The organism is Chryseobacterium turcicum, from assembly GCF_021010565.1.
GTDB lineage: Bacteria > Bacteroidota > Bacteroidia > Flavobacteriales > Weeksellaceae > Chryseobacterium > Chryseobacterium turcicum.
Genome location: NZ_JAJNAY010000002.1, coordinates 46,816 through 67,067 on the forward strand (window position 1 = coordinate 46,816; position 20,252 = coordinate 67,067).

The following is a 20,252-nucleotide window of genomic DNA, read 5'->3' on the forward strand; positions in this document are numbered from 1 at the left end:
GTCATTTTGCTTTAGGCAATCTGTGATTAGCTTTGCAGATATAATTTCAAAACAAGTATGGCTCAGCAAAAATTGCCTCGAATACGCATCAGTATTTTTTATTTCTATTTTATCATGGGATTGATATTTGCCAGTTGGGCAAGCAGAATTCCGGATATCAAATCTACTCTCAATCTTAACGACGGTCAATTAGGGCAAGTATTATTCGCCATGCCATTAGGACAACTGATGATGATGGTTGTTTCAGGATATTTGGTCAACAAATTCGGAAGCCGCATTATTTTGATAACTGCAATGATATTATACGGCATCATGCTCACATTCATTGCAAAAGCAGACAGCTTTATATTATTGTTTTTAATGCTATTTTTCTACGGTATTGCTTCAAATATGGCCAATATTGCAGTCAATACACAAGCGGTTAGCTTAGAAGCCTTATATAAACGAAATATCATGTCTTCTTTTCACGGATTATGGAGTCTTGGCGGATTAACAGGCGGAATACTAGGTGCCGTCTTTGCAGAAACAAAATTCTCTATTTTAACTCATTTCACCGTAATATTAATCTTTGGAGTAATAGGAATCATCATATTCAGCAAGAATTTATTAACTCAGGATATTAAAGAAAATTCAGATTCAAAAACACCTAAAAAGGCATTCAAATTAGATTTTGCCATTATTATTTTAGGATTAATAGGATTTGGAAGTATGTTCTGCGAAGGAACAATGTTTGACTGGAGCAGTGTTTATTTTTCTACCATTATAAAACCTGACGAAGCTTTTGTACGAATGGGATATATTGCCAGTATGGGAGCGATGACATTTGGCCGTTTTGTTGCTGACCGATTTGTCAACCGTTATCAGGCTTCCACCGTTTTAAGATTCTGCGGAATATTAATTACTACAGGATTATTATTAGCGACAATTGCCCCAGGATTAATACTATCTACTTTCGGTTTCCTGCTTGTCGGATTGGGTGTTTCTTCTATCGTTCCTATTTCCTACAGTGCAGCAGGAAGATTAAAAACAATGTCTGCAAGTATCGCTATCACCGCAGTTTCATCAATCAGTTTTCTCGGGTTTATGATTGGTCCGCCATTAATAGGTCTTCTTTCAGAAATAACCGATTTAAGAATTGCATTATTAAGCGCCTCAGTTTTCGGAATCTTAATTATTGTACTTTCTTATCAATACAAATCAATGAAATTTTAAAATATAAATCAATGAAAATTGAACATTTAGCCATTTGGGTAGACGATTTAGAGAAGATGCGCGAATTTTATTTAAACTACTTTAGTGTAACATCTAACGAAAAATACACCAATACCAAGAAAGGTTTTACCTCTTACTTCCTAGACTTTGGGGACGATAAAACGAGGATTGAATTAATGAATAGGCAAGATATTATTCAAGAACCAGACAAAAGAGGATTTATGAAAGGGATTGCCCATTTTGCCATCTCTGTTGGCAGTAAAGAAGCGGTAGATGCTTTAACAGAAAGGCTGCGCTCTGACCATCACATTATAGAAAGCGAACCTCGAACTACCGGTGATGGTTATTACGAAAGCGTTGTTCTAGACCCCGAAGGAAATTACGTAGAAATTTCTATGTAATCTGAAAATTTTTCACAACAAAAAACAGGCTGTTTCAATGAATGAAACAGCCTGTTTTAATTTTTGTCTTTTTAGAATATCTTTAATAGCCAAAGATTTCTTTTAAACCTACTTCTTCAAAAGTTCCCATTTGCTCCACTGCTTCTAAATTCAGGTTTTCTTTTTTCCCGATAATGGCGGTGTTGTACTGAATTGGTTTTACTTCTGTCTGATAAAACTTTTTGATTTCTTCAAAATTTAAACTTTCAATCTGACTGTAAATATCTTTTCTGAAATCATGATGAATTCCCAGTTTTTTCAACCTCAATGTATTAAAGAAAATGTTGGTTCTGGTAATTCTTGTGGAAGCAATTTGCTTTAATGCAGATTTTTTAGCATTTTCAAACTGTACCGGAACTTCAGGAAGCTCATTCATCAAATCGCTCATCGTATCAACCGCAATCTGCAATTTGTCGGGTTGAGTTCCAATATATGTCGTGATATAATCTGGATGATTCAACTGAGAATTGGGTGAATAAGAAACATAGGCAGAATACGCTAAACTCTTACTTTCGCGGATTTCCTGAAAAACAATTGATGATAAACCACGCCCGAAATACTCATTGAAAACATTTATTTTCCCAAAGTTTTCAGGGTTTACATTTTTACTTTTCCCAATTTTGCTCATTTCCATCTGTACCATATCATAATCGGTAAAATAGACAGATCCCGTTGTTTCCTGCTCAGAATATTTTTTGGGTTGAGAAACCGTAAAACGTTCCTCGATAATATAGTTTGGAATATAATTTTTAAAGCTTTCAAAATCTTTTCCATAGAAGAAAACCTGGTAAGGGAAACCAAAAAGCTTTTTCATACGGTCTGTAAAATCTTCCACATTAGCATTTTCTAGTTGTTCTTTAGAAATTACATCTAAAAATCTTGAAGCTTTTCCTAATTTTGTATAAGTTGTCAAAGCCGTCATAATGCGGTTTTTATCTTTTTTCACCGCTTCACGGTTTTCCAGAATAGTATCCACAAACTGATTGTAAATTTCCTGATCAGGTTTTACATCATCCATCCAATGCTGCAACAAAGAAATCCCTTTTTCGAGGTTAGATTCTAATCCGCTTAAAGAAATAGTCAGTTGATCTGAACTCGTTTTAAAATCATTGGTAATTCCTATTTTGAAGAATTCTTCCTTTAAATCTTCGGGAGAATATTTTTCGGTTCCTAAATACTGTAAAATCTGGGTAGAAATCCCCAATTCTCTGTCGTGATCACTTCCAAAAGGGAAAATAAAGTGTACCTGAGCAATTTCGTTGTATTTATTTTTCACGAAACTTACTTTTTTATTTTGAACAGTATCTGCTTTAATTTCTTCCTGATAATTAATAAATTCAGGCCGAATATCTTCCGTTTTATCTGCTAAAATTTCCTGCAGAAAATCCGACTGCGATTCACGATTGATTTTAATAGGCGTAATCCCTGGATTTTCAACTCTTAAAAGCTGGTCATTCACTCCTTTTTCTTTGTTGATAACCACATAATTATCTTTGAAAAATGCATTCGCAAAATCAATAACCTCTTGTTTTGTGACAGAAGCATAATCATCCATTTCACTCAACTCTTCTTCCCAGGTTCTGCCTTTAATGTAAGTGTCGTAAAGATTGGTCGCCAAACCTTCCGCAGTTTCCAGGCCTTTTAATCGTTGTAATTTAAAATCATTGATGATGGCAGGAAGCATCCAATCGGGAAAATCTCCTTTTTTCAGCAACTCGATTTGCTCCAACATCATCTCTTTTGCTTCAGATAAAGTTTGGTTTTCTTTCGGAACTGCTACAACCGAAAAATATCCGTATTCTTTTAAACCTAAAGAATAAGCTTGAGCCCAAAGCATTTTTTGAGTCTGATTGATATTTAAATCCAACAATCCTGCTTCTCCTCTATTGCTTAAAATATTAGCCGTAATATCAGCCAAAATTGCTTCTTTGGTACCGTAACTTTCAGTTCTCCATGCCAATTGAAGTCGTGGTGTTGTAGGGCTTTTTACCGTTCTTTCAACAATTTCAGTCAGAGGTTTTTCAATAATTAAATCTTTCTTCGGCAATTCTCTGCACGGAATTGTTCCGAAATAGGTATCAATTAAAACAATAGTTTCTTCAAAATCTAAATCTCCAACTAATACTATTGCATAATTATTGGGAACATAATATTCATCAAAATATTTATGAATCGCCTTCATAGAAGGATTTTTCAAATGTTCTGGATTTCCTAAAGTCGTTTGCTGACCGTTAGGATGAGTCGGGAAAAGTGCATCCATCAGCTCATAATTCACCAATCGAGAATCACTATCCTGTGCACGATTAAATTCTTCATAAACAGATTCTAACTCAGTATGAAAAAGTCTCAAAACCAGTTCTGAGAAGCGCTCTTTCTCTACTTTAAGCCATTTTTCAAACTCGTTATTGGGAATATTATTTTTATAAACCGTTTCGTCAAACCAGGTGTGAGCGTTGGTTCCGGTTGCTCCTAAAGAAGAAATTACTTTGTCATACTCGTTTGCAATCGCATATTGACTCGCTTCCTGAGAAATTTCATCAATTTTCTGATAGATTTCTTTTTTAAGCTCAGGATTTTGTTCGGCTTTATGTTGTTCGTACAATTCTGAAATCTCTTCCAACAAAACTTTCTCTTTTTCCCAGTTTTGAGTTCCGATTTTTGAAGTACCTTTAAACATCATATGCTCAAGGTAATGCGCCAAACCAGTGTTATCAGAAGGGTCATTATTACTTCCCGTTCTCACCGGAATAAAAGTTTGAATTCTCGGTGCGTCAAAATTCTGAGCAAGAAAAACTTGCAACCCATTTTTAAGGGTATAAATTCTTACTTTGTTTTCGTCGTTGGTAATGGTGATATAATCGTAATTATTTTTATCGGTGTGAAGTATTTCGCTGTATATTTTGTCAGTCATATTTTCATTTTACAAGCTCTAAAATTTTAGAACATCTTACAAATTTACGGATTCAAAAAAGAAGAGTTCAAAATTTTATAACTATTAATCTATTGCAATGATTTATTTTAAATTTTAACCTTTTTAAAACGATTAAAAGGTCCCAATAATTTTCGTTACATTTATCAAAAATAAAACCATTTAAACATCAATTGATCAAAATGAAAATCGAACTTATTCCTGTTATTGAAATTAATAATTATGAACAAGATGTTCCAATGCCGCCTCACGGTCCTTACTGGAAATTTCCTATAGATTGGGAAAATTATCGAGTTCAAGCAAATTTAGAAGCTGGATTTTCAAAAAGTTTAAAACCTTATTCTAAAGGTACATCATTATATCAAATTAATGATATTTCAAATGCAGATTTGTTAAAGGTAATTCACAAGGAAATTAAAACACAACAAACTGAGGAAAATTTAGGAATAGAAGATTTGGTTTTGCCTTTTTACGGAGGTTATATTTTAAAAATTGAAGGAATTGATAAATATTTCCCGCAATGTTGTAGTGATTTAGGAGACATTACAGAATGGAATGATTTGCTCGATAATGAAGATTATAACTTTTATATGGGACACCCTTCTCCAAGAATTGAAAAATTTCAAAACACAATAATTTTTGATTTTCTCAACTCTGAAATTCAGGAAAATTATTCTCCGCCAATTTTAGAAGATCAAATCGCTGTTGATAAAAATGAGCTTGCAAATGCCATTGAGGACGCAAAAAAAGAATTAAAAATTTTTGCAGAAAAACTTATCCTAATAAATGAATCAGAAAATTTAAACATTCCGAACATTGAAAATATATTGATATACGGTAGTGACTAAACTGATTACTAAAAAATAAATCATTTTAAAATAAATGGGAATAATTATTTACATTATCATTATATTTGGTTTAGCCAATTTATTTTATTTCTTATTTTCTGACGGAAAAAAAGTAAAGCAAAAGTTTTGGTTAACTGTTTCAGTATTATCAATTATACTTTTAGTAGTTGGAATTTTCTTAAGTCTTATTTCATCAGATTCAATCATTACAAATACTAAAGATTTTTTAATTTTCACTATTTCATCAATCATTTTAACAATAATTATTCTATTATACCATTTAGAATTGCATAAAATTTTAAATGCCTTTTTCACTTTTCCAAAAAGTTATTTTCGCTATACATTCATCTTTTCTTTATTTTCATTTTTTCTAAACTTTATTTTTATCATCATTCTTTTTATGATTTTGTCTGTTATCTTCGATACTGAATAATTATTTAAAATACTATTAATGAGTGCTACATTCTTTCCAACACCACAAGATTTTAGAAATTGGCTCGATAAAAACCACAAAACCGAGCAAGAATTATTGGTAGGTTTTTATAAAGTAGGAACCCAAAAACCTTCGATGACTTGGTCGGAGTCTGTAAATCAGGCTTTATGTTTCGGCTGGATTGACGGAGTGAGAAAATCGATTGATGAAGAAAGCTACAGCATCCGTTTTACGCCGAGAAAAAAGGACAGTATTTGGAGTGTTATTAATATCAAAAAAATTGAAGAGCTTACAAAGTTAGGATTGATGAAAAATGAAGGTTTAGAAGCTTTTAAATTAAGAAAAGAAGACAAATCCGGGATTTATTCTCACGAAAAAGAACCTGCACAACTCAAACCTGAATACGAAAAGCAATTTAAAACGAATAAAAAAGCCTGGGAATTTTTTGAAAAACAAGCGCCATCGTATAAAAAAGTGATGATACACTGGATTATGAGCGCCAAACAGGAAAAAACACAACTTTCACGTCTTGAAAAAACGATTATTGAAAGTGAAAAGGAAAAGAGAGTCTTGTAAATATTTGCTCTAAAGAAAAAAGCCATCAATACTGAATCGGAATTTTTAGTAATTTTAAATCTTATTCAACTCAAATAAAATGGCAGCTAAAAAACTAATCTCAGCACAAGAAAGTACCGAACTTTTAAATACATTAAAAAAACGTTTCGAAAAAAATAAGAAGCGCCATGAAAAATTGGATTGGTCAAAAATTGAGGAGAAACTCAATTCAAACCCCGCAAAATTATGGTCGCTCAACGAAATGGAAATTTCCGGTGGCGAACCTGATGTTGTAGATTATGATGAAAAAACTAATGAATATCTTTTCTTCGACTGTTCTGCAGAAAGTCCGAAAGGCAGAAGAAGTTTTTGCTACGACCTCGAAGCTTTAGATTCTCGAAAAGAACATAAGCCACAAAATGATATCATTACGGTTGCAACAGAAATGGGCATAGAAATTCTCTCCGAAGAACAGTATCGCTTTTTACAAAACTTAGGAGAATTTGACCTGAAAACTTCAAGCTGGATAAAAACACCAAAAGAAATCAGAGAATTGGGTGGTGCTATTTTCTGCGACAGACGTTACAATACGGTTTTTGTGTATCACAACGGTGCCAATTCTTATTACGCGGCGAGAGCTTTTAGAGGAGTTTTGAAGGTTTAAAATAAGTAGAAAAAGCCAAAAAAATGTATCGAGAGCCAATGAAATTCAAACAAAATTTGTCTTATGCCCAACAACTTCTCGATACATTCTGCTTCGCTGCATTACTCGAAGTGACGATATAATTCACAATCAAAAAAATCACGTCCATCAAGTTCGAATGAAATTATTTGAAATAAAGTGGAAGATAATTTTGTATCGAGAACTTAATGCAAAGGGCTTCTCGGTACGCTTCGCTACTCGAAGTGACGAAAAAAAGAGTCCTATAAATTGATTCAGATTTTTGAATACAAAAACTATTGTCATACCTTTGAGCTTTGAATAAAATACTATGAATACACAGGTTTTAGATTTTTGGGTCGGGAATTTCAGAACGGAAGATGATTTTTTCCAGTTTGTAGAGGAAGATGAGAATTACTACATCGAGGAAGAATCTGATGATACTTATATTTCAAAATTTGCGGAGTCGCAAAACACCATTTGGTTTGATCAGGATTTAATGGAATACGGTTTTGAACAAAGCATTCAGCATTTTTCTGAATATTCTTTTGCCGAGCAATGGCTTCCGGTTTTATTCAACAGACTGAATGAAATGAATCTTAAATTCGATATCAACTCGCTTATTTTTGTAAGCCAGGGACAAGTTCCAACACCAAAATCTGTAGAAAATGATGATTTTTCTTTAGTTTATGTGGGCGGAATTGAGTTTGAGTATTAAATTTCATTATCTTTGATAGTATCAAATGATACTATCACTTATGAAACCTCCTTATCAGATAACCTCACAAATTTTACTTCTAATTTCAAGTATATCCCAAAAGATAGGCGAAGTTAATGCTAGTTATTTAATTAAAAACAACCCTCAACTAAGAAAGCAGAATCAAATTAAAACAATTCATTCCTCATTAAGTATTGAGGGAAATACGCTTTCTGAAGATCAGATTACAGCAATTTTAGAAAACAAAAGAGTTTTAGGTCCTGAAAAAGATATCAATGAAGTTTTAAATGCTTTAAAAATCTATCAAGAATTAAACAAGCTAAAATTTAGTAATGAAAAAGACTATTTGAAAGCTCACAAAACTCTAATGATTGGTCTCGTTGAAAATCCCGGAAAATACAGAACTAAAGGTGTCGGTATTTTAAAAGGTTCAAAAGTAGAACACATTGCTCCACCTTCAGAAAATGTACCCTACTTAATGAAAGATCTTTTCACTTACCTGAAAGATAATTCGCAATTGAGTTTAATAAAAAGCTGCGTATTTCATTACGAGATGGAATTTATTCATCCATTCATGGATGGAAACGGCAGAATGGGAAGACTTTGGCAGACTTTAATCTTAATGAATGAGTTTCCTATATTTGAGTTTTTACCTTTTGAAACATTGATTTCTAAAAATCAAACTCAATATTATCAAGCACTTTCCCAATCGGACAAAGAGGGAAATTCAACTGTATTTATAGAATATATGCTGAGAATTATTGATGAATCTTTATTAGAACTTTTAAAAAATTCTGTTCAAAAGCTTACACAAAATGATAGAATTTCAATTTTCCTAGAAAATATTAATGGAGAATTTTCTAGAAAAGATTATATGAAGAAATTTTCAGAAATTTCTTCTGCTACTGCAAGTCGTGATTTGAAAATAGCTTTAGAAAAAGGATTTATTGAGAAATTTGGTGATAAAAATTTAAGTGTTTACAGAAAGTCATAACATAAAAAAACTTCTGCCACTTGACAGAAGTTTTTTAAAACCTTTTTCTTAATGCGCTTCCAGCCAGTTATTCCCTACTCCAACCTCAACCAATAACGGAACTTGTGTTTCAATAGCACTTTCCATTTCTTTTTTGATGAGGTTTGTAACGGCTTCCACTTCCTCAATTGGCGCTTCAAACAACAATTCGTCATGTACCTGAAGGAGCATTTTGGTTTGAAGATTTTGTGCTTCCAATTCTTTATCGATTTTAATCATCGCCATTTTTACAACGTCTGCTGCACTTCCCTGAACAGGAGCATTCACAGCGTTTCTTTCAGCGTGACCTCTCACAACAAAATTTCCTGAATTAATATCTTTCAGATGACGTTTTCTGCCTAAAATTGTTTCAACATAACCTTGTTCACGAGCTTTAGCAACCTGTTCAGCCATGTAAGCTTTTAATTTTGGATACGTTTCAAAATACGCTTCAATCATTTGTTTTGCTTCCGTTCTCGACATTCCGGTTTGTTCAGCTAAAGCAAAAGCACCTTGTCCGTAAATGATTCCAAAATTTACTGTTTTTGCCTGACTTCTCTGCGTTTTGGAAACTTCTTCCAATGGAATTTTAAATAATTTCGCAGCGGTAGAAGCGTGAATATCTTCACCATCCTGAAACGCTTTGATCATATTATCTTCACCCGAAATTTCGGCTATTAAACGCAATTCAATCTGAGAATAATCGGCAGAAATAATCTTCTTTCCTTCGCCAGAAACAAACGCTCCGCGAATTTGCTGTCCTCTCAATGTACGAATCGGAATATTCTGTAAATTCGGATTTACACTCGCCAAACGACCTGTTGCAGCCGTTGTTTGCGAGAAGTTCGTATGAACACGATTGTCTTCTTTATCAATCTGTGACGGCAAAGCATCAACATACGTCGATTTTAATTTCTGGTATGTTCTGTATTCTAAAATATGCTGAATAATCTCATGTTTTGAAGCCAATTTCTGTAAAACATCTTCCGAAGTAGCGTATTGTCCGGTTTTTGTTTTTTTAGCTTTTGGGTCGAGCTGCATTTTTTCAAATAAAACATCACCCAATTGTCTCGGTGAGTTCATATTAAATTCTTCACCCGAAATTTCAAATATTTTAGATTCTAATTGTCTTAAATCATTCTCAAGATCGATACTTTCCTGAGCCAGCCATTTTTCATCTAAAGAAATTCCTGCCAATTCCATTTTAGCTAAGACTTCCATCAATGGCATTTCGATGGTAAAGAAAAGCTCTTCAAGATTTTCTTTTTTCAGTTGAGGTGCAAACAATTCGTACAGCTGAAAAGTAATATCTGCATCTTCTGCTGCGTAATCAGTCTGCGTTCTCAAGTCTGCATCTCTGAAATTACCTTGATTTTTTCCTTTTTTACCAATAATGGTTTCTATCGAAACGGGTTTATAGTTTAAATAAACTTCCGAAAGATAATCCATTCCGTGTCTTCCGTCAGGATTTAAAAGGTAATGCGCAATCATGGTATCGAACATCGCTCCTTTTACCGTTACATTATATTTTTGAAGAACTTTATAATCGTATTTTAAGTTGTGAGCAATTTTTACTAAATCTTCCTTTTCAAAAAACGGTCTGAAAATTTCCAAAGTCTGTAAAACTTCACCCTGATCTTCGGAAAACGGAATATAATACGCCAAACCTTTTTTGTAAGAAAAACTCATCCCAACCAACTCAGCTTCCAATTCGTTTAGCGATGTTGTTTCTGTATCAAAACAGACAGCTTTTTGTTGTAATAAATTTTGAACTAAAATTTTCTGCGCTTTCGGATTGTCTACAAATTGATACAAATGGTCGTTTTCTGTAATCGTAGATTTTGTGGTAGTTGCTTGATCCAACTCTTCATAAGTCGCAAAAAGATCGAGTTGACCGACATTAGCTGCCACTTTCTGTTGAGGAGTTTGAGGAGATTCTGTCTCGCTTTCCTTATTTTTATTAGATTTTGCAGCAACAATTTCTGAGGGAGCAAAAGCACGATACAGATTTTCGTATAATCTTGTAAATTCAATTTCGTCGAAAACTACTTTTACTTTTTCAAAATCAGGAGTTTCAAGGTCGTATTGTTCTTGGTGAAATTCTACAGGCGCATCACAGATAATCGTGGCCAATTTTTTAGATAAAATCCCACGTTCTGCTGAAGCTTCGATTTTTTCTTTAATCTTACCTTTCAGTTTGTCTGTATTGGCTAAAAGATTTTCGATGTTACCAAATTCTTGCAAGAATTTCATCGCCGTTTTTTCACCAACTCCATCCAATCCTGGAATATTGTCAACCGCATCTCCCATCATGGCAAGAAAATCAATGACCTGTTTTGGATCTTTAATGCCATATTTGGCATTCACTTCATCAACGCCTAAAATTTCTATTTCGCCTCCTTTTGATGAAGGCTTATACATTTTTATTTTATCAGTCACCAACTGCGCAAAATCTTTGTCTGGAGTAACCATAAAAGTGGTGTATCCTTCTTTTTCAGCTTTACAGGCAATGGTTCCTATAATATCATCAGCTTCATACCCTTCAACACCCAAATACGGAATATGCATCGCATCTAAAATCCTATGAAGATATGGGATTGCAATTTTTATCGCTTCCGGAGTTTCACTTCTGTTGGCTTTGTATTCTGCAAAATCATCTGTTCTTACACTTGCCTTACCCACATCAAAGACAACAGCTAAGTGAGTCGGTTTTTCTCTTCTAATTAATTCAATCAAAGAATTGGTAAAACCAAAAATTGCTGATGTGTCAATTCCTGTACTTGTAATTCTTGGACTTCTGATCAATGCATAATATCCTCTGAAAATCATCGCATACGCATCGATGAGAAAAAGCCTTTTATCTTGTGTTGCCTCCATATTTTGAATAATCAACAAATATATGAAATCGGGATGAGTGGTCAAAGATAAAGAATGGTGATGAGATGATTGATTAAGATTATTTTGTACGTCAAGTCAAGTGAAATTCTGAAAGAATTTTATATCGAGAATTAAAGTTTTTTTTCATTAAGAGTAGAAATAAAATTGTTTTGCGTGTGGATATTATTTATTTTTAGAGAAAATATAGTTTTGATTGATGGATTGCGTGAAGCCAAACGTTAACTGTAATTTTATAGTATAAACCTTAATAAATTTAACATAACATTTTATGAGTTGTAATGTATACATCAAAAAAAACGATCTTGATTTAAATCCAGATAATATTATTAAAGAAAAAATTTTAACCTTTTATAATAACAAAGGAATAACTTTATTTGAATGCAACGAATTAGAGGTAACACCATCTCAGCTAACAAATAATTTCATTAATCAAGATATAGACAAATTTATATTTGACTTTAATATTTTTAGTGATAACAGAGTTGCTAAAAAAATCATAGAAGAAAAATTTATTTGCGCAATAAAAGACATTAATTTATTTTTAAATTATGTAGAAAAAGAAAAACTAATTGAAGATAAGTTGGTTTTCTTAACAAAAAATTTAAACAATTTTAAAAAAGGTGATGTTTTTTTAGTTAGAAAAACAAACCTAACAGAATTATATTTTCACTTCTACAATGAGAATATTTACAACTATAATTTGGTTAAATATAATGTAAATATTGAAAAATATACAAATATGAAATTCGCATTTGAACCATTAACTTTAACCGCACTATTAAGTGCTGCTGCAATTGGCTTTGCGGAAGCAATTGGTTCAAATGCTGCCTCAAGTATATATGCTTCTATATTCCCCGACACACTTCCTTCTTTTAATGAAAAAACTTTAAAACAGCTATCCAACGTTATTAAAAAGTCTATACGAGAAGAAGCTATCAATGAAATAAAAAATGAGGCTGAACATATAAATTACTGGTTTAAAACACTCTACACTGATAGAAAAAATACACTATTTAAAAAATATGATGGAAAATTAAACTATAATGCTAAGAAAGATCTTTACGATATGTTGTATAATCAAAATATTGAAATAGATAATAAAATTATACCAAGGTTAAATTTCATTAAAGACAAAGAATTAAAAAATGCAGAAATGTTTAGTATATTTATGCTTTTAGCTACTCAACAGTTTTTTATTATGGCTGAAATGATCGATTTAGATCCAGAAGCAACCATTGATAGTCCTTCAAGTATAGAAACAACATTAAAATCATATATAAAGCATTACTCTAAAAGAATTGAAGACGTATTATGGGAAATAACAGAAATCAGGAAACAATATGTTATAAAATCAGAGGGAAATGAAGGATGTCAAAGAGAAGTAAAACCACCACATGCAATATGGGGATGTGTTTGGTATTATCGATTTGAAGATAAAATAAACAACTACTCTCAAAAATTTCGAAATGAAGAGAGAGGTAAAAATGAAACATCTGAAAAACCAGAAAGTGCAGTGATAACTAGAAACAGAAAGTATAATGAATATATTGAAAATTTAAATGTTATAAACAACAATGAATTAGATGATCCTTTATCTAAAATTAAAGCATGGAAAAGTACTTTTAAAGTTGATTAAAGAAACTACAGTTAATAGGTTTTGCAAAATGCGGAGTTAATTACAAAGCTAAACTTCTACTCCATTTATTCCGCAAATTGCTTTTCATATTGATTATTTTATTAATTTAGACAATATGAAAAAGCATTTGCTTCGATTGGAATCCTTGAACTTTTTGTTCTTATTCCCGCACTTCGCAAAGCCTTTTCCGTTAACTGTGATTATATAAATAATGGATAATCAAAATATAGCACTCAATAGGTAACACAAGACAAAATATTATCGAAGAAAAAATTTATAGATGAATAATCATTATAAAGTTCTCGATACAAAATTATTTTAGAATCCCATTCGAATTGACGAATGTTCAATTTAATTCTAAAGCGTACAAAACACGTTTTTAGCAGACATCCTTTCGAAAAAAATTCTTAAATTTGCACTGTGAATACAAACAAGACATATTATTACGGAATTTTTAACTCAGATTTGGGATAAGGATTTCTTGTATATATAACTAAAACCTCGTCCTTTGGGCGAGGTTTTTTATTTTTAAAATTTAAACAAATGAAAATAAGTATCATTGGTGTGGGGCTAATTGGAGGATCAATTGCCTTAAAATTAAAACAGAAAAAAACAGCAGATTTCATTTATGGAATCGATAATAATACAGAAAACCTTAATGAAGCTTTAGCCTTAAATATCATTAATGAAAAAGCAGATTTAGAAACAGGAATTAAAAATTCAGATTTGGTGATTATTGCCATTCCTGTAGATTCGGCGAGGAAAATTCTTCCTAAAGTTTTAGATTTAATTTCGGATCAGCAAACCGTGATGGATGTTGGTTCTACAAAATCAGGAATTGTAGATGCTGTAAAAAATCATCCTAAAAGGTCGAGATTTGTGGCTTTTCACCCGATGTGGGGAACCGAAAATCATGGTCCCAAATCTGCTGTAGCCGAAAGTTTTTCAGGGAAAGCCGGCGTGATTTGCAATCGTGAAGAATCTGCGAAAGATGCTTTAGAATTGGTAGAAAATGTGGTAAAAAGTCTCGAAATGCATCCCATTTATATGAATGCAGATGACCATGACATCCACACCGCATATATTTCGCATATTTCACACATTACGTCTTACGCTTTAGCCAATACCGTTTTGGAAAAGGAAAAAGAAGAAGATACTATTTTTCAATTGGCGAGTTCTGGATTTTCAAGTACGGTACGTTTGGCAAAATCTCATCCTGAAATGTGGGTTCCAATTTTTAAACAAAACAAAGAGAATGTACTTGACGTTTTGAATGAACATATCTCACAACTAAGAAAATTCAAATCTGCTTTGGAAAAAGACAATTTTGAATATTTGGAAGAATTGATTATCAATGCCAACAGAATTCGAGGAATTTTAAAATAAGCAAGCTCATTTTTTTAACGCAAAGGTTCCACATCAAAGCTCTAAACCTTAGCGAGCAAAGATGAATCAACGAGTTGATTTGATAAAGCTCTATTTTCAAGCTTTGCGAAACAAATTTTATTTGTCTTTGCTTTCCTAAAATTAAGAATAGAAAATAAAATCTTTGCGTTTAAATTCCATATAATCAAACTTAAATTAGACAAAAACTTCCCTTATCAGGAAGTTTTTTTAGTTTTAATTTAAAACTAAATTTTAACTTTATTAAAATATTTTTTAACTTTATTAAAAATAATATTACATTTGTAAAAACAAAATTCAATGAAACTTCCTATAATTTGTCCGAGTTGTGATCATACACTCAACGTAAGTCAAATGAAATGCTCCGATTGCGGAACTAGTGTGAACGGAGATTATGAACTTCCTGTTTTTCTAAAACTCAACCGAGATGAGCAGGATTTTATTTTAAACTTTTTTCTTTCCAGCGGAAGCATTAAAGAAATGGCAAAACAGGCAGAGCTTTCTTATCCGACGATGAGAAATAAAATGGACGATTTAATCAAAAAAATTGATCAATTAAAAAAATAACACCTATGAACTGGAAAACTATTTTTAATCCTTTTGAAAAATTTGATGAAAAAATCCTATTTTTCATAGGTCTTCTATTTTTCATGCTTATTATTCCATTCTGTTATTGGACTGATACCTGTTTTATAAGCATCTATAGAATTGCTCCTTTTAAAGCCTCTCATTTTTATGATTTAATTGTTCCAACTTCTATAAGCTTTGCCGTAATGATGATCGTATTATTTTTATTGGGCAAAATATTGTATCGAAAAACAAGAATAATTGACATTGTAAACACAGTTTTAATTTCTCAAATTCCTCTTATCATTCTTATTCCTTTTGAGAAATATACTTTTATTAGTGATGCTATAGAAACCGTGGTAAATTACAAAGATCAACCAACAACTGCTTTCCCATATGTAAGCTTTTTGATCATGATTTTATTTACAATAGCCAATGTGGGATGTTTAATTTACAGCATCGTTATTTTATACAACGGATTTAAAACGGCAACAAACATAAAAAAATGGCAACACATCGTACTATTCTGTATCGTAACATTTTTTACAGTAATCGTTTGCCAAATATTTAACAACTAAAAACTTACTTTAATGAAAACCAAACTATTATTCGTGCTGATTGTATTAGCACAGACTTTTTACGCCCAAGAAATAACAGGTTCCTGGAAAGGAGAGCTCGATTTAGGCGGAATGACGCTACCCTTAATTCTTGATGTAAAAAAAGAAAATAACATTTATGTTTCAACCGCGAAAAGTCCAAAACAAGGCGATCAAATTATTACCGTTGATAAAACAGAATTCTTAAACAACGAATTAGTTTTTGAGATGAAAGCTTTGGGAGCCTCTTACAAAGGTCAGTTTAAAACAGATCATTTTGAAGGAACTTTTATGCAAAATTCAAGATCTTTTCCTTTGAGTCTTTATAAAAATGACGGAAAAGAAAAACCCAATCCGAAAGATGAGAAAATAAAAGGCATTGGTAAAAATGGAATCAACACAGCAAAAATTGATGATTTCTTAAATTACATTAGCAAAAACAAGCAAGGAATCGGAAGCATTACTATTTTCCAAAATGGAAAAGAAATTTACACAAAAAACTTTGGTCAGGATCAACTATCTAATGTAGAATGGGACAAGAATACAGGATATCAAATTGGGTCTATCAGTAAATTAGTTACTGCCGTTATGCTCATGCAATTGGAAGAAAAAGGAAAAATAAAACTGGATGATAAACTTTCAAAATATTATCCCGATGTTCCTAATGCCAACAAAATCACTTTAGAAAACTTAATGAACCATACAAGCGGATTAGGCGATTATGCTGGACCATGGCTGTTTGGAAAACCTGTGGGTGACAAAGCTATTTTAGACACGATAAAAAAACACGGCGTAGAATTTCAGACCGGAGAAAAAGAGAGATATTCAAATTCAGGGTATTATCTTTTAAGCAGAATTTTAGAGAAGGTTGCCAAGAAACCTTACAATGTTTTGTTAAAAGAAAACATCACCAGCAAAGCCAGTATGAAGAATACATTTTCGGTTTTAGACAATGAAAAAAACATCTTCAAATCGTATGAAAATACAACTAGAAAATGGATGGAAGTAGAAGATTTTGATTTCCGTAATTGTATTGGTTTGGGTGACATCACTTCCACAACCTATGATATGAATTTATTTATTAACGCTCTATTTAATGATAAATTTATAAAAAAAGAAACATTAGATAAGATGCTTCCCAAATCAGGAAAACCTTTTGGATTAGGTTTGATGGCGGTTCCTTTTTATAATAAAGTTTCTTTCGGACATGGTGGTGATACAGCAGGAACACACTCATTAGTTTCATACAGCCCGACTGAAAAATATTCGGTTGCAACAGTTATTAACGGTGAAAAATTAGCACACGGAAAGATATTCTTAGGAATCGTTAATCTTATTTACGATCAGGAATATGAATATCCAAAATTTACAGACCTGAAAAAAGTATCAGAAAAAGAATTACAAAAATATGAAGGTACTTATTACTCCAAAGACATTAAAGCAGATTTTAAAATCTTTATAAAGGACGAAAATCTTTTTGCTCAGTTGGCAGATCAGCCTTCATTTCCGCTAGAATATGTTGAAGGAGATCAATTCAAATATGATAATGCGGGTGTAGAAATTGTTTTCTCGATAGAAAAAAAGCAACTTACCCTTATTCAAAATGGAAATAATCTTGTTTTTGATAAGAAATAATTCTATTGTAAAAAAGATGCGGACGTTTTCATTAAAACGTCCGCATCTTTTATTAAAAACGTTCTGAGTTTTTTAAACAAACATCAGAACGTTTTTTATTTGAAATTTTTACTTTTCATTTTAACATTCCGGAACATTCACCGCAATTGCCAAACCACCTTCTGAAGTCTCTTTAAAGCGGTCATTCATTGATAAAGCAGTTTCCCACATCGTAAGAATTACCTCATCCAAAGTCACTTTAGCTTTTGCAGGATCACTTTCTAAGGCAATATTTGCCGCTGTAATCGCCTTAATTGCACCCATCGTATTTCTTTCAATACACGGAATCTGCACCAAACCTTTGATTGGATCGCACGTTAAACCTAAATGATGCTCCATTGCTATTTCTGCCGCCATTAAAACCTGGCCGATACTTCCACCCAGAATTTCCGTTAAACCAGCTGCCGCCATCGCCGAAGAAACCCCAATTTCCGCCTGACAACCACCCATTGCTGCAGAAATGGTAGCGTTTTTCTTAAATAAAGTTCCGATTTCTCCTGCCACCAAAATGAATCTTGCAATATCATCTTCACTTACCGCATCTGTAAAAGCCTGAGCATACATTAAAACTGCCGGAATCACACCACTCGCTCCATTTGTTGGTGCCGTGATAATTCTTCCGAAGCTTGCATTTTCTTCGTTCACCGCCAATGCAAAACAGGCAATCCATTTATTGATATTGGTAAAATTTTCTTCAGCATCTACAACCTGCTGAAACCACTCCTCTTGATTTTTATAAATTTTATCTCCTAAGAGTTTTCTGTTGATTCCGGCTGCACGACGAGTAACATTCAGTCCACCCGGCAAAATTCCTTCTTTATTAACGCCTTTATAAATACATTCTTTAATCTGACTCCAAATATAAAGCGCTTCCTTTCTAGTTTCCTCCTGTGTTCTCCAGCTTTCTTCATTAATTAAAATTAAATCTGAAATTTTATCAAAACCTAATTTGTCGCAGTATTTAGAAATATCCGAAGCTTTATGACAAGGATAAATGGTGCGTACACACTGTTTTTCGATAGAATTTTTCTCCTGGCTCATGATAAAACCTCCACCCACAGAATAAAAATCCTGAACAATCTCGGTTCCATCTTCAAAAATTGCTTTAAAAATCATTCCGTTAGGATGGTAATCAAGCGTCTGAGACATATTTAATATCAAATGATGCCCGTAAACAAAAGGAATTTCTTTCTCTCCTCCCAAATTAATAACCTTAGATTCTTTAATCTGATGAACGATATCATCAATCTTTGTGGTATCTATAGTTTTAAAATCTTCACCCGTCAAACCAAGCATTCCGGCAATATCGGTTCCGTGGCCAATCCCTGTTTTTGCCAATGAACCAAAGAATTCAAGAAAAACTTCTTTTACCTCAGTAATTGATTTTTCTCTTTTTATAATTCTGATAAATGCAGCAGCTGCATTCCAGGGTCCCATTGTATGCGAACTAGACGGGCCTATTCCTACTTTAATAATTTCAAAAACCGATATTGATTCCATAACTAAATTCCAATTTCATGAAAAGCAAATATACACGATAAATTGTAAGGAATACAAATGGAAAAACAGTTTACCAATACTTTAAAATTTGGCTAACCATTTTAAGCTTTCATGATGCTGAGACATATCCAAACCTTCATTTTCTGATTCTTCTGAAACCCGTAATGTAATAATATTATCTGTGATTTTGTATAACAGCATTGAACCAAAAAATGCAAAAAACGAAACTAAAATCAACGCAATTATATGATGTGCAAAAACGCCAAAACCTTCATGAAGAAAACTTGCATTTTCTCCGTGAGCAAAAATCGCAGTAAAAAATCATCCCCATAATCCCTCCTACTCCATGACAGGCAAAAACATTAAGCGTATCATCAATCTTTTTAAGGGCTTTCCAATTGACCATTACATTAACAACCCCTATAAATTAAACAAAAATTTTATTTAAAAGTAAAGAAACCTCTTTATACTTAGTTGCCGGGAAAAGATGAGTTCCACCTTTAATAATATAATCCGGTTTTGAATTTTTAATTGGAAAAACAATATCACGGTCGCCCATAATCTGGATAACATGAGGATTTTCTTCAAACTTCCATTCAGAAATTCTTTCTACAGACCATTTCAGATAATAAGGATCTCGCACCCGAAAATATTCAATGACTTTAGGATTTTTTGAATCAACCATCTGTCTAATCTTGCCATAAAGCTGAGAAGTACGGTCACTAAAGAAACCTATCGGCAGATATTTTGGGATTTTAGTAATTTCTCCCATCTTTATTAACCTTGATTTTTCTTTATCAGATTTAATACTTCCTAAAATCACTACTTCTTGAGCAGGTTTTATTTTATCGATTTCCTGCACCATAATTCCACCAAAAGAATACCCCAACAAATAAAAAGGTTCTGAAGCATCAATCTTTTCAGCCATTCTTTCAACATAAGCACTGAAAGATTCGTCGTTTTCAGGAATCAGCCAATCGATAAAAACCACTTCATGATTTTTGGGAAACTGTAACCGTTCCAAAACTTTAAAATCTGCGCCAAGACCGCTTATTACATATATTTTCACCTGATTCTTTTTTATTTAAATGATTACTCAATCATTTATGAGTAATTGACTAAGCTAAAATAAAAAAAGGACCGCTTATCTAAAAGCAGTCCTTTGTATT

General features: G+C 32.5%; 16 protein-coding genes and 1 pseudogene. 12 read left to right on the top strand and 5 right to left on the bottom strand.

Annotated features, from left to right (window positions below; translation table 11 throughout):
* Positions 1-57: 57 nt before the first annotated feature.
* Positions 58-1,212 (top strand): MFS transporter, encoded by a 1,155-nt coding sequence (locus tag LO744_RS14975; protein ID WP_230670720.1) that lies wholly within the window; start codon positions 58-60, stop codon positions 1,210-1,212.
* Between the two features lie 11 nt (positions 1,213-1,223).
* Positions 1,224-1,613 (top strand): VOC family protein, encoded by a 390-nt coding sequence (locus LO744_RS14980; protein ID WP_230670723.1) that lies wholly within the window; start codon positions 1,224-1,226, stop codon positions 1,611-1,613.
* Positions 1,614-1,695: 82 nt separating this feature from the next.
* Here the strand turns inward: LO744_RS14980 and LO744_RS14985 are convergent, their stop codons facing one another.
* A complete protein-coding gene (locus tag LO744_RS14985; protein ID WP_230670726.1) occupies positions 1,696-4,563 on the bottom strand; it encodes a M16 family metallopeptidase in 2,868 nt (955 codons plus the stop codon).
* Positions 4,564-4,763: 200 nt separating this feature from the next.
* On the opposite strand from LO744_RS14985, the gene LO744_RS14990 reads away from it, so the two are divergent.
* The 5 genes from LO744_RS14990 to LO744_RS15010 all read left to right on the top strand — a co-directional run bounded on the left by LO744_RS14990 (position 4,764) and on the right by LO744_RS15010 (position 8,790).
* Positions 4,764-5,429, top strand: coding sequence for a hypothetical protein (locus LO744_RS14990; protein WP_230670729.1), 666 nt, complete (start codon positions 4,764-4,766; stop codon positions 5,427-5,429).
* A 451-nt stretch (positions 5,430-5,880) separates the two neighbouring features.
* Positions 5,881-6,438: a YdeI/OmpD-associated family protein gene (locus LO744_RS14995; protein ID WP_230670734.1), complete on the top strand. Its 558-nt coding sequence runs from the start codon at positions 5,881-5,883 to the stop codon at positions 6,436-6,438.
* Between the two features lie 79 nt (positions 6,439-6,517).
* Positions 6,518-7,081, top strand: a complete 564-nt coding sequence (locus LO744_RS15000) for a DUF4256 domain-containing protein (protein WP_230670737.1) — start codon at positions 6,518-6,520, stop codon at positions 7,079-7,081.
* Positions 7,082-7,409: 328 nt separating this feature from the next.
* The gene (locus tag LO744_RS15005) at positions 7,410-7,796 is read left to right on the top strand and encodes an immunity 22 family protein (protein WP_230670740.1); all 387 of its coding nucleotides are present in this window, start codon (positions 7,410-7,412) and stop codon (positions 7,794-7,796) included.
* Between the two features lie 40 nt (positions 7,797-7,836).
* Entirely contained in the window at positions 7,837-8,790 is a 954-nt protein-coding gene (locus LO744_RS15010) for a Fic family protein (RefSeq protein ID WP_230670743.1), read from the top strand.
* Between the two features lie 48 nt (positions 8,791-8,838).
* On the opposite strand, the gene polA is transcribed toward LO744_RS15010, so the two are convergent.
* Positions 8,839-11,685 carry a DNA polymerase I gene (gene polA, locus LO744_RS15015; RefSeq protein ID WP_230670746.1) on the bottom strand — a complete coding sequence of 949 codons (2,847 nt, stop codon included), beginning with the start codon at positions 11,683-11,685 and terminating at the stop codon, positions 8,839-8,841.
* 289 nt (positions 11,686-11,974) lie between these two features.
* Here polA and LO744_RS15020 point away from each other — a divergent pair, with 289 nt between their 5' ends.
* The 5 genes from LO744_RS15020 (at position 11,975) to LO744_RS15040 (ending at position 17,544) form a co-directional block, all read left to right on the top strand.
* Positions 11,975-13,342 carry a hypothetical protein gene (locus tag LO744_RS15020; protein ID WP_230670748.1) on the top strand — a complete coding sequence of 456 codons (1,368 nt, stop codon included), beginning with the start codon at positions 11,975-11,977 and terminating at the stop codon, positions 13,340-13,342.
* Between the two features lie 543 nt (positions 13,343-13,885).
* Entirely contained in the window at positions 13,886-14,728 is an 843-nt protein-coding gene (locus LO744_RS15025; RefSeq protein ID WP_230670751.1) for a prephenate dehydrogenase, read from the top strand.
* A 318-nt stretch (positions 14,729-15,046) separates the two neighbouring features.
* Positions 15,047-15,313 (top strand): DUF2089 family protein, encoded by a 267-nt coding sequence (locus LO744_RS15030; RefSeq protein ID WP_230670754.1) that lies wholly within the window; start codon positions 15,047-15,049, stop codon positions 15,311-15,313.
* A 5-nt stretch (positions 15,314-15,318) separates the two neighbouring features.
* Positions 15,319-15,891: a hypothetical protein gene (locus LO744_RS15035; RefSeq protein WP_230670760.1), complete on the top strand. Its 573-nt coding sequence runs from the start codon at positions 15,319-15,321 to the stop codon at positions 15,889-15,891.
* A 12-nt stretch (positions 15,892-15,903) separates the two neighbouring features.
* A complete protein-coding gene (locus LO744_RS15040; protein ID WP_230670763.1) occupies positions 15,904-17,544 on the top strand; it encodes a serine hydrolase domain-containing protein in 1,641 nt (546 codons plus the stop codon).
* A 120-nt stretch (positions 17,545-17,664) separates the two neighbouring features.
* Here the strand turns inward: LO744_RS15040 and LO744_RS15045 are convergent, their stop codons facing one another.
* The 3 genes and pseudogenes from LO744_RS15045 to LO744_RS15055 form a co-directional block, all read right to left on the bottom strand.
* The gene (locus LO744_RS15045; RefSeq protein ID WP_230670766.1) at positions 17,665-19,083 is read right to left on the bottom strand and encodes an L-serine ammonia-lyase; all 1,419 of its coding nucleotides are present in this window, start codon (positions 19,081-19,083) and stop codon (positions 17,665-17,667) included.
* Between the two features lie 81 nt (positions 19,084-19,164).
* Positions 19,165-19,501 (bottom strand): annotated as a pseudogene (locus LO744_RS15050) (ammonia channel protein); the annotation flags it as partial.
* A 9-nt stretch (positions 19,502-19,510) separates the two neighbouring features.
* Positions 19,511-20,152, bottom strand: a complete 642-nt coding sequence (locus tag LO744_RS15055) for an alpha/beta hydrolase (RefSeq protein WP_230670769.1) — start codon at positions 20,150-20,152, stop codon at positions 19,511-19,513.
* Positions 20,153-20,252: the final 100 nt, after the last annotated feature.

Bases quoted from the DNA above. Each gene is read 5' to 3' on its own strand.
- LO744_RS15040 (WP_230670763.1), top strand. From the start codon at position 15,904: ATGAAAACCAAACTATTATTCGTGCTGATTGTATTAGCACAGACTTTT.
- LO744_RS15005 (WP_230670740.1), top strand. From the start codon at position 7,410: ATGAATACACAGGTTTTAGATTTTTGGGTCGGGAATTTCAGAACGGAA.
- LO744_RS15045 (WP_230670766.1), bottom strand. From the start codon at position 19,083: ATGGAATCAATATCGGTTTTTGAAATTATTAAAGTAGGAATAGGCCCG.
- LO744_RS15010 (WP_230670743.1), top strand. From the start codon at position 7,837: ATGAAACCTCCTTATCAGATAACCTCACAAATTTTACTTCTAATTTCA.
- LO744_RS14980 (WP_230670723.1), top strand. From the start codon at position 1,224: ATGAAAATTGAACATTTAGCCATTTGGGTAGACGATTTAGAGAAGATG.
- LO744_RS15000 (WP_230670737.1), top strand. From the start codon at position 6,518: ATGGCAGCTAAAAAACTAATCTCAGCACAAGAAAGTACCGAACTTTTA.
- LO744_RS14975 (WP_230670720.1), top strand. From the start codon at position 58: ATGGCTCAGCAAAAATTGCCTCGAATACGCATCAGTATTTTTTATTTC.
- LO744_RS15035 (WP_230670760.1), top strand. From the start codon at position 15,319: ATGAACTGGAAAACTATTTTTAATCCTTTTGAAAAATTTGATGAAAAA.
- polA (WP_230670746.1), bottom strand. From the start codon at position 11,685: ATGGAGGCAACACAAGATAAAAGGCTTTTTCTCATCGATGCGTATGCG.
- LO744_RS14995 (WP_230670734.1), top strand. From the start codon at position 5,881: ATGAGTGCTACATTCTTTCCAACACCACAAGATTTTAGAAATTGGCTC.
- LO744_RS14990 (WP_230670729.1), top strand. From the start codon at position 4,764: ATGAAAATCGAACTTATTCCTGTTATTGAAATTAATAATTATGAACAA.
- LO744_RS15025 (WP_230670751.1), top strand. From the start codon at position 13,886: ATGAAAATAAGTATCATTGGTGTGGGGCTAATTGGAGGATCAATTGCC.
- LO744_RS14985 (WP_230670726.1), bottom strand. From the start codon at position 4,563: ATGACTGACAAAATATACAGCGAAATACTTCACACCGATAAAAATAAT.
- LO744_RS15020 (WP_230670748.1), top strand. From the start codon at position 11,975: ATGAGTTGTAATGTATACATCAAAAAAAACGATCTTGATTTAAATCCA.
- LO744_RS15030 (WP_230670754.1), top strand. From the start codon at position 15,047: ATGAAACTTCCTATAATTTGTCCGAGTTGTGATCATACACTCAACGTA.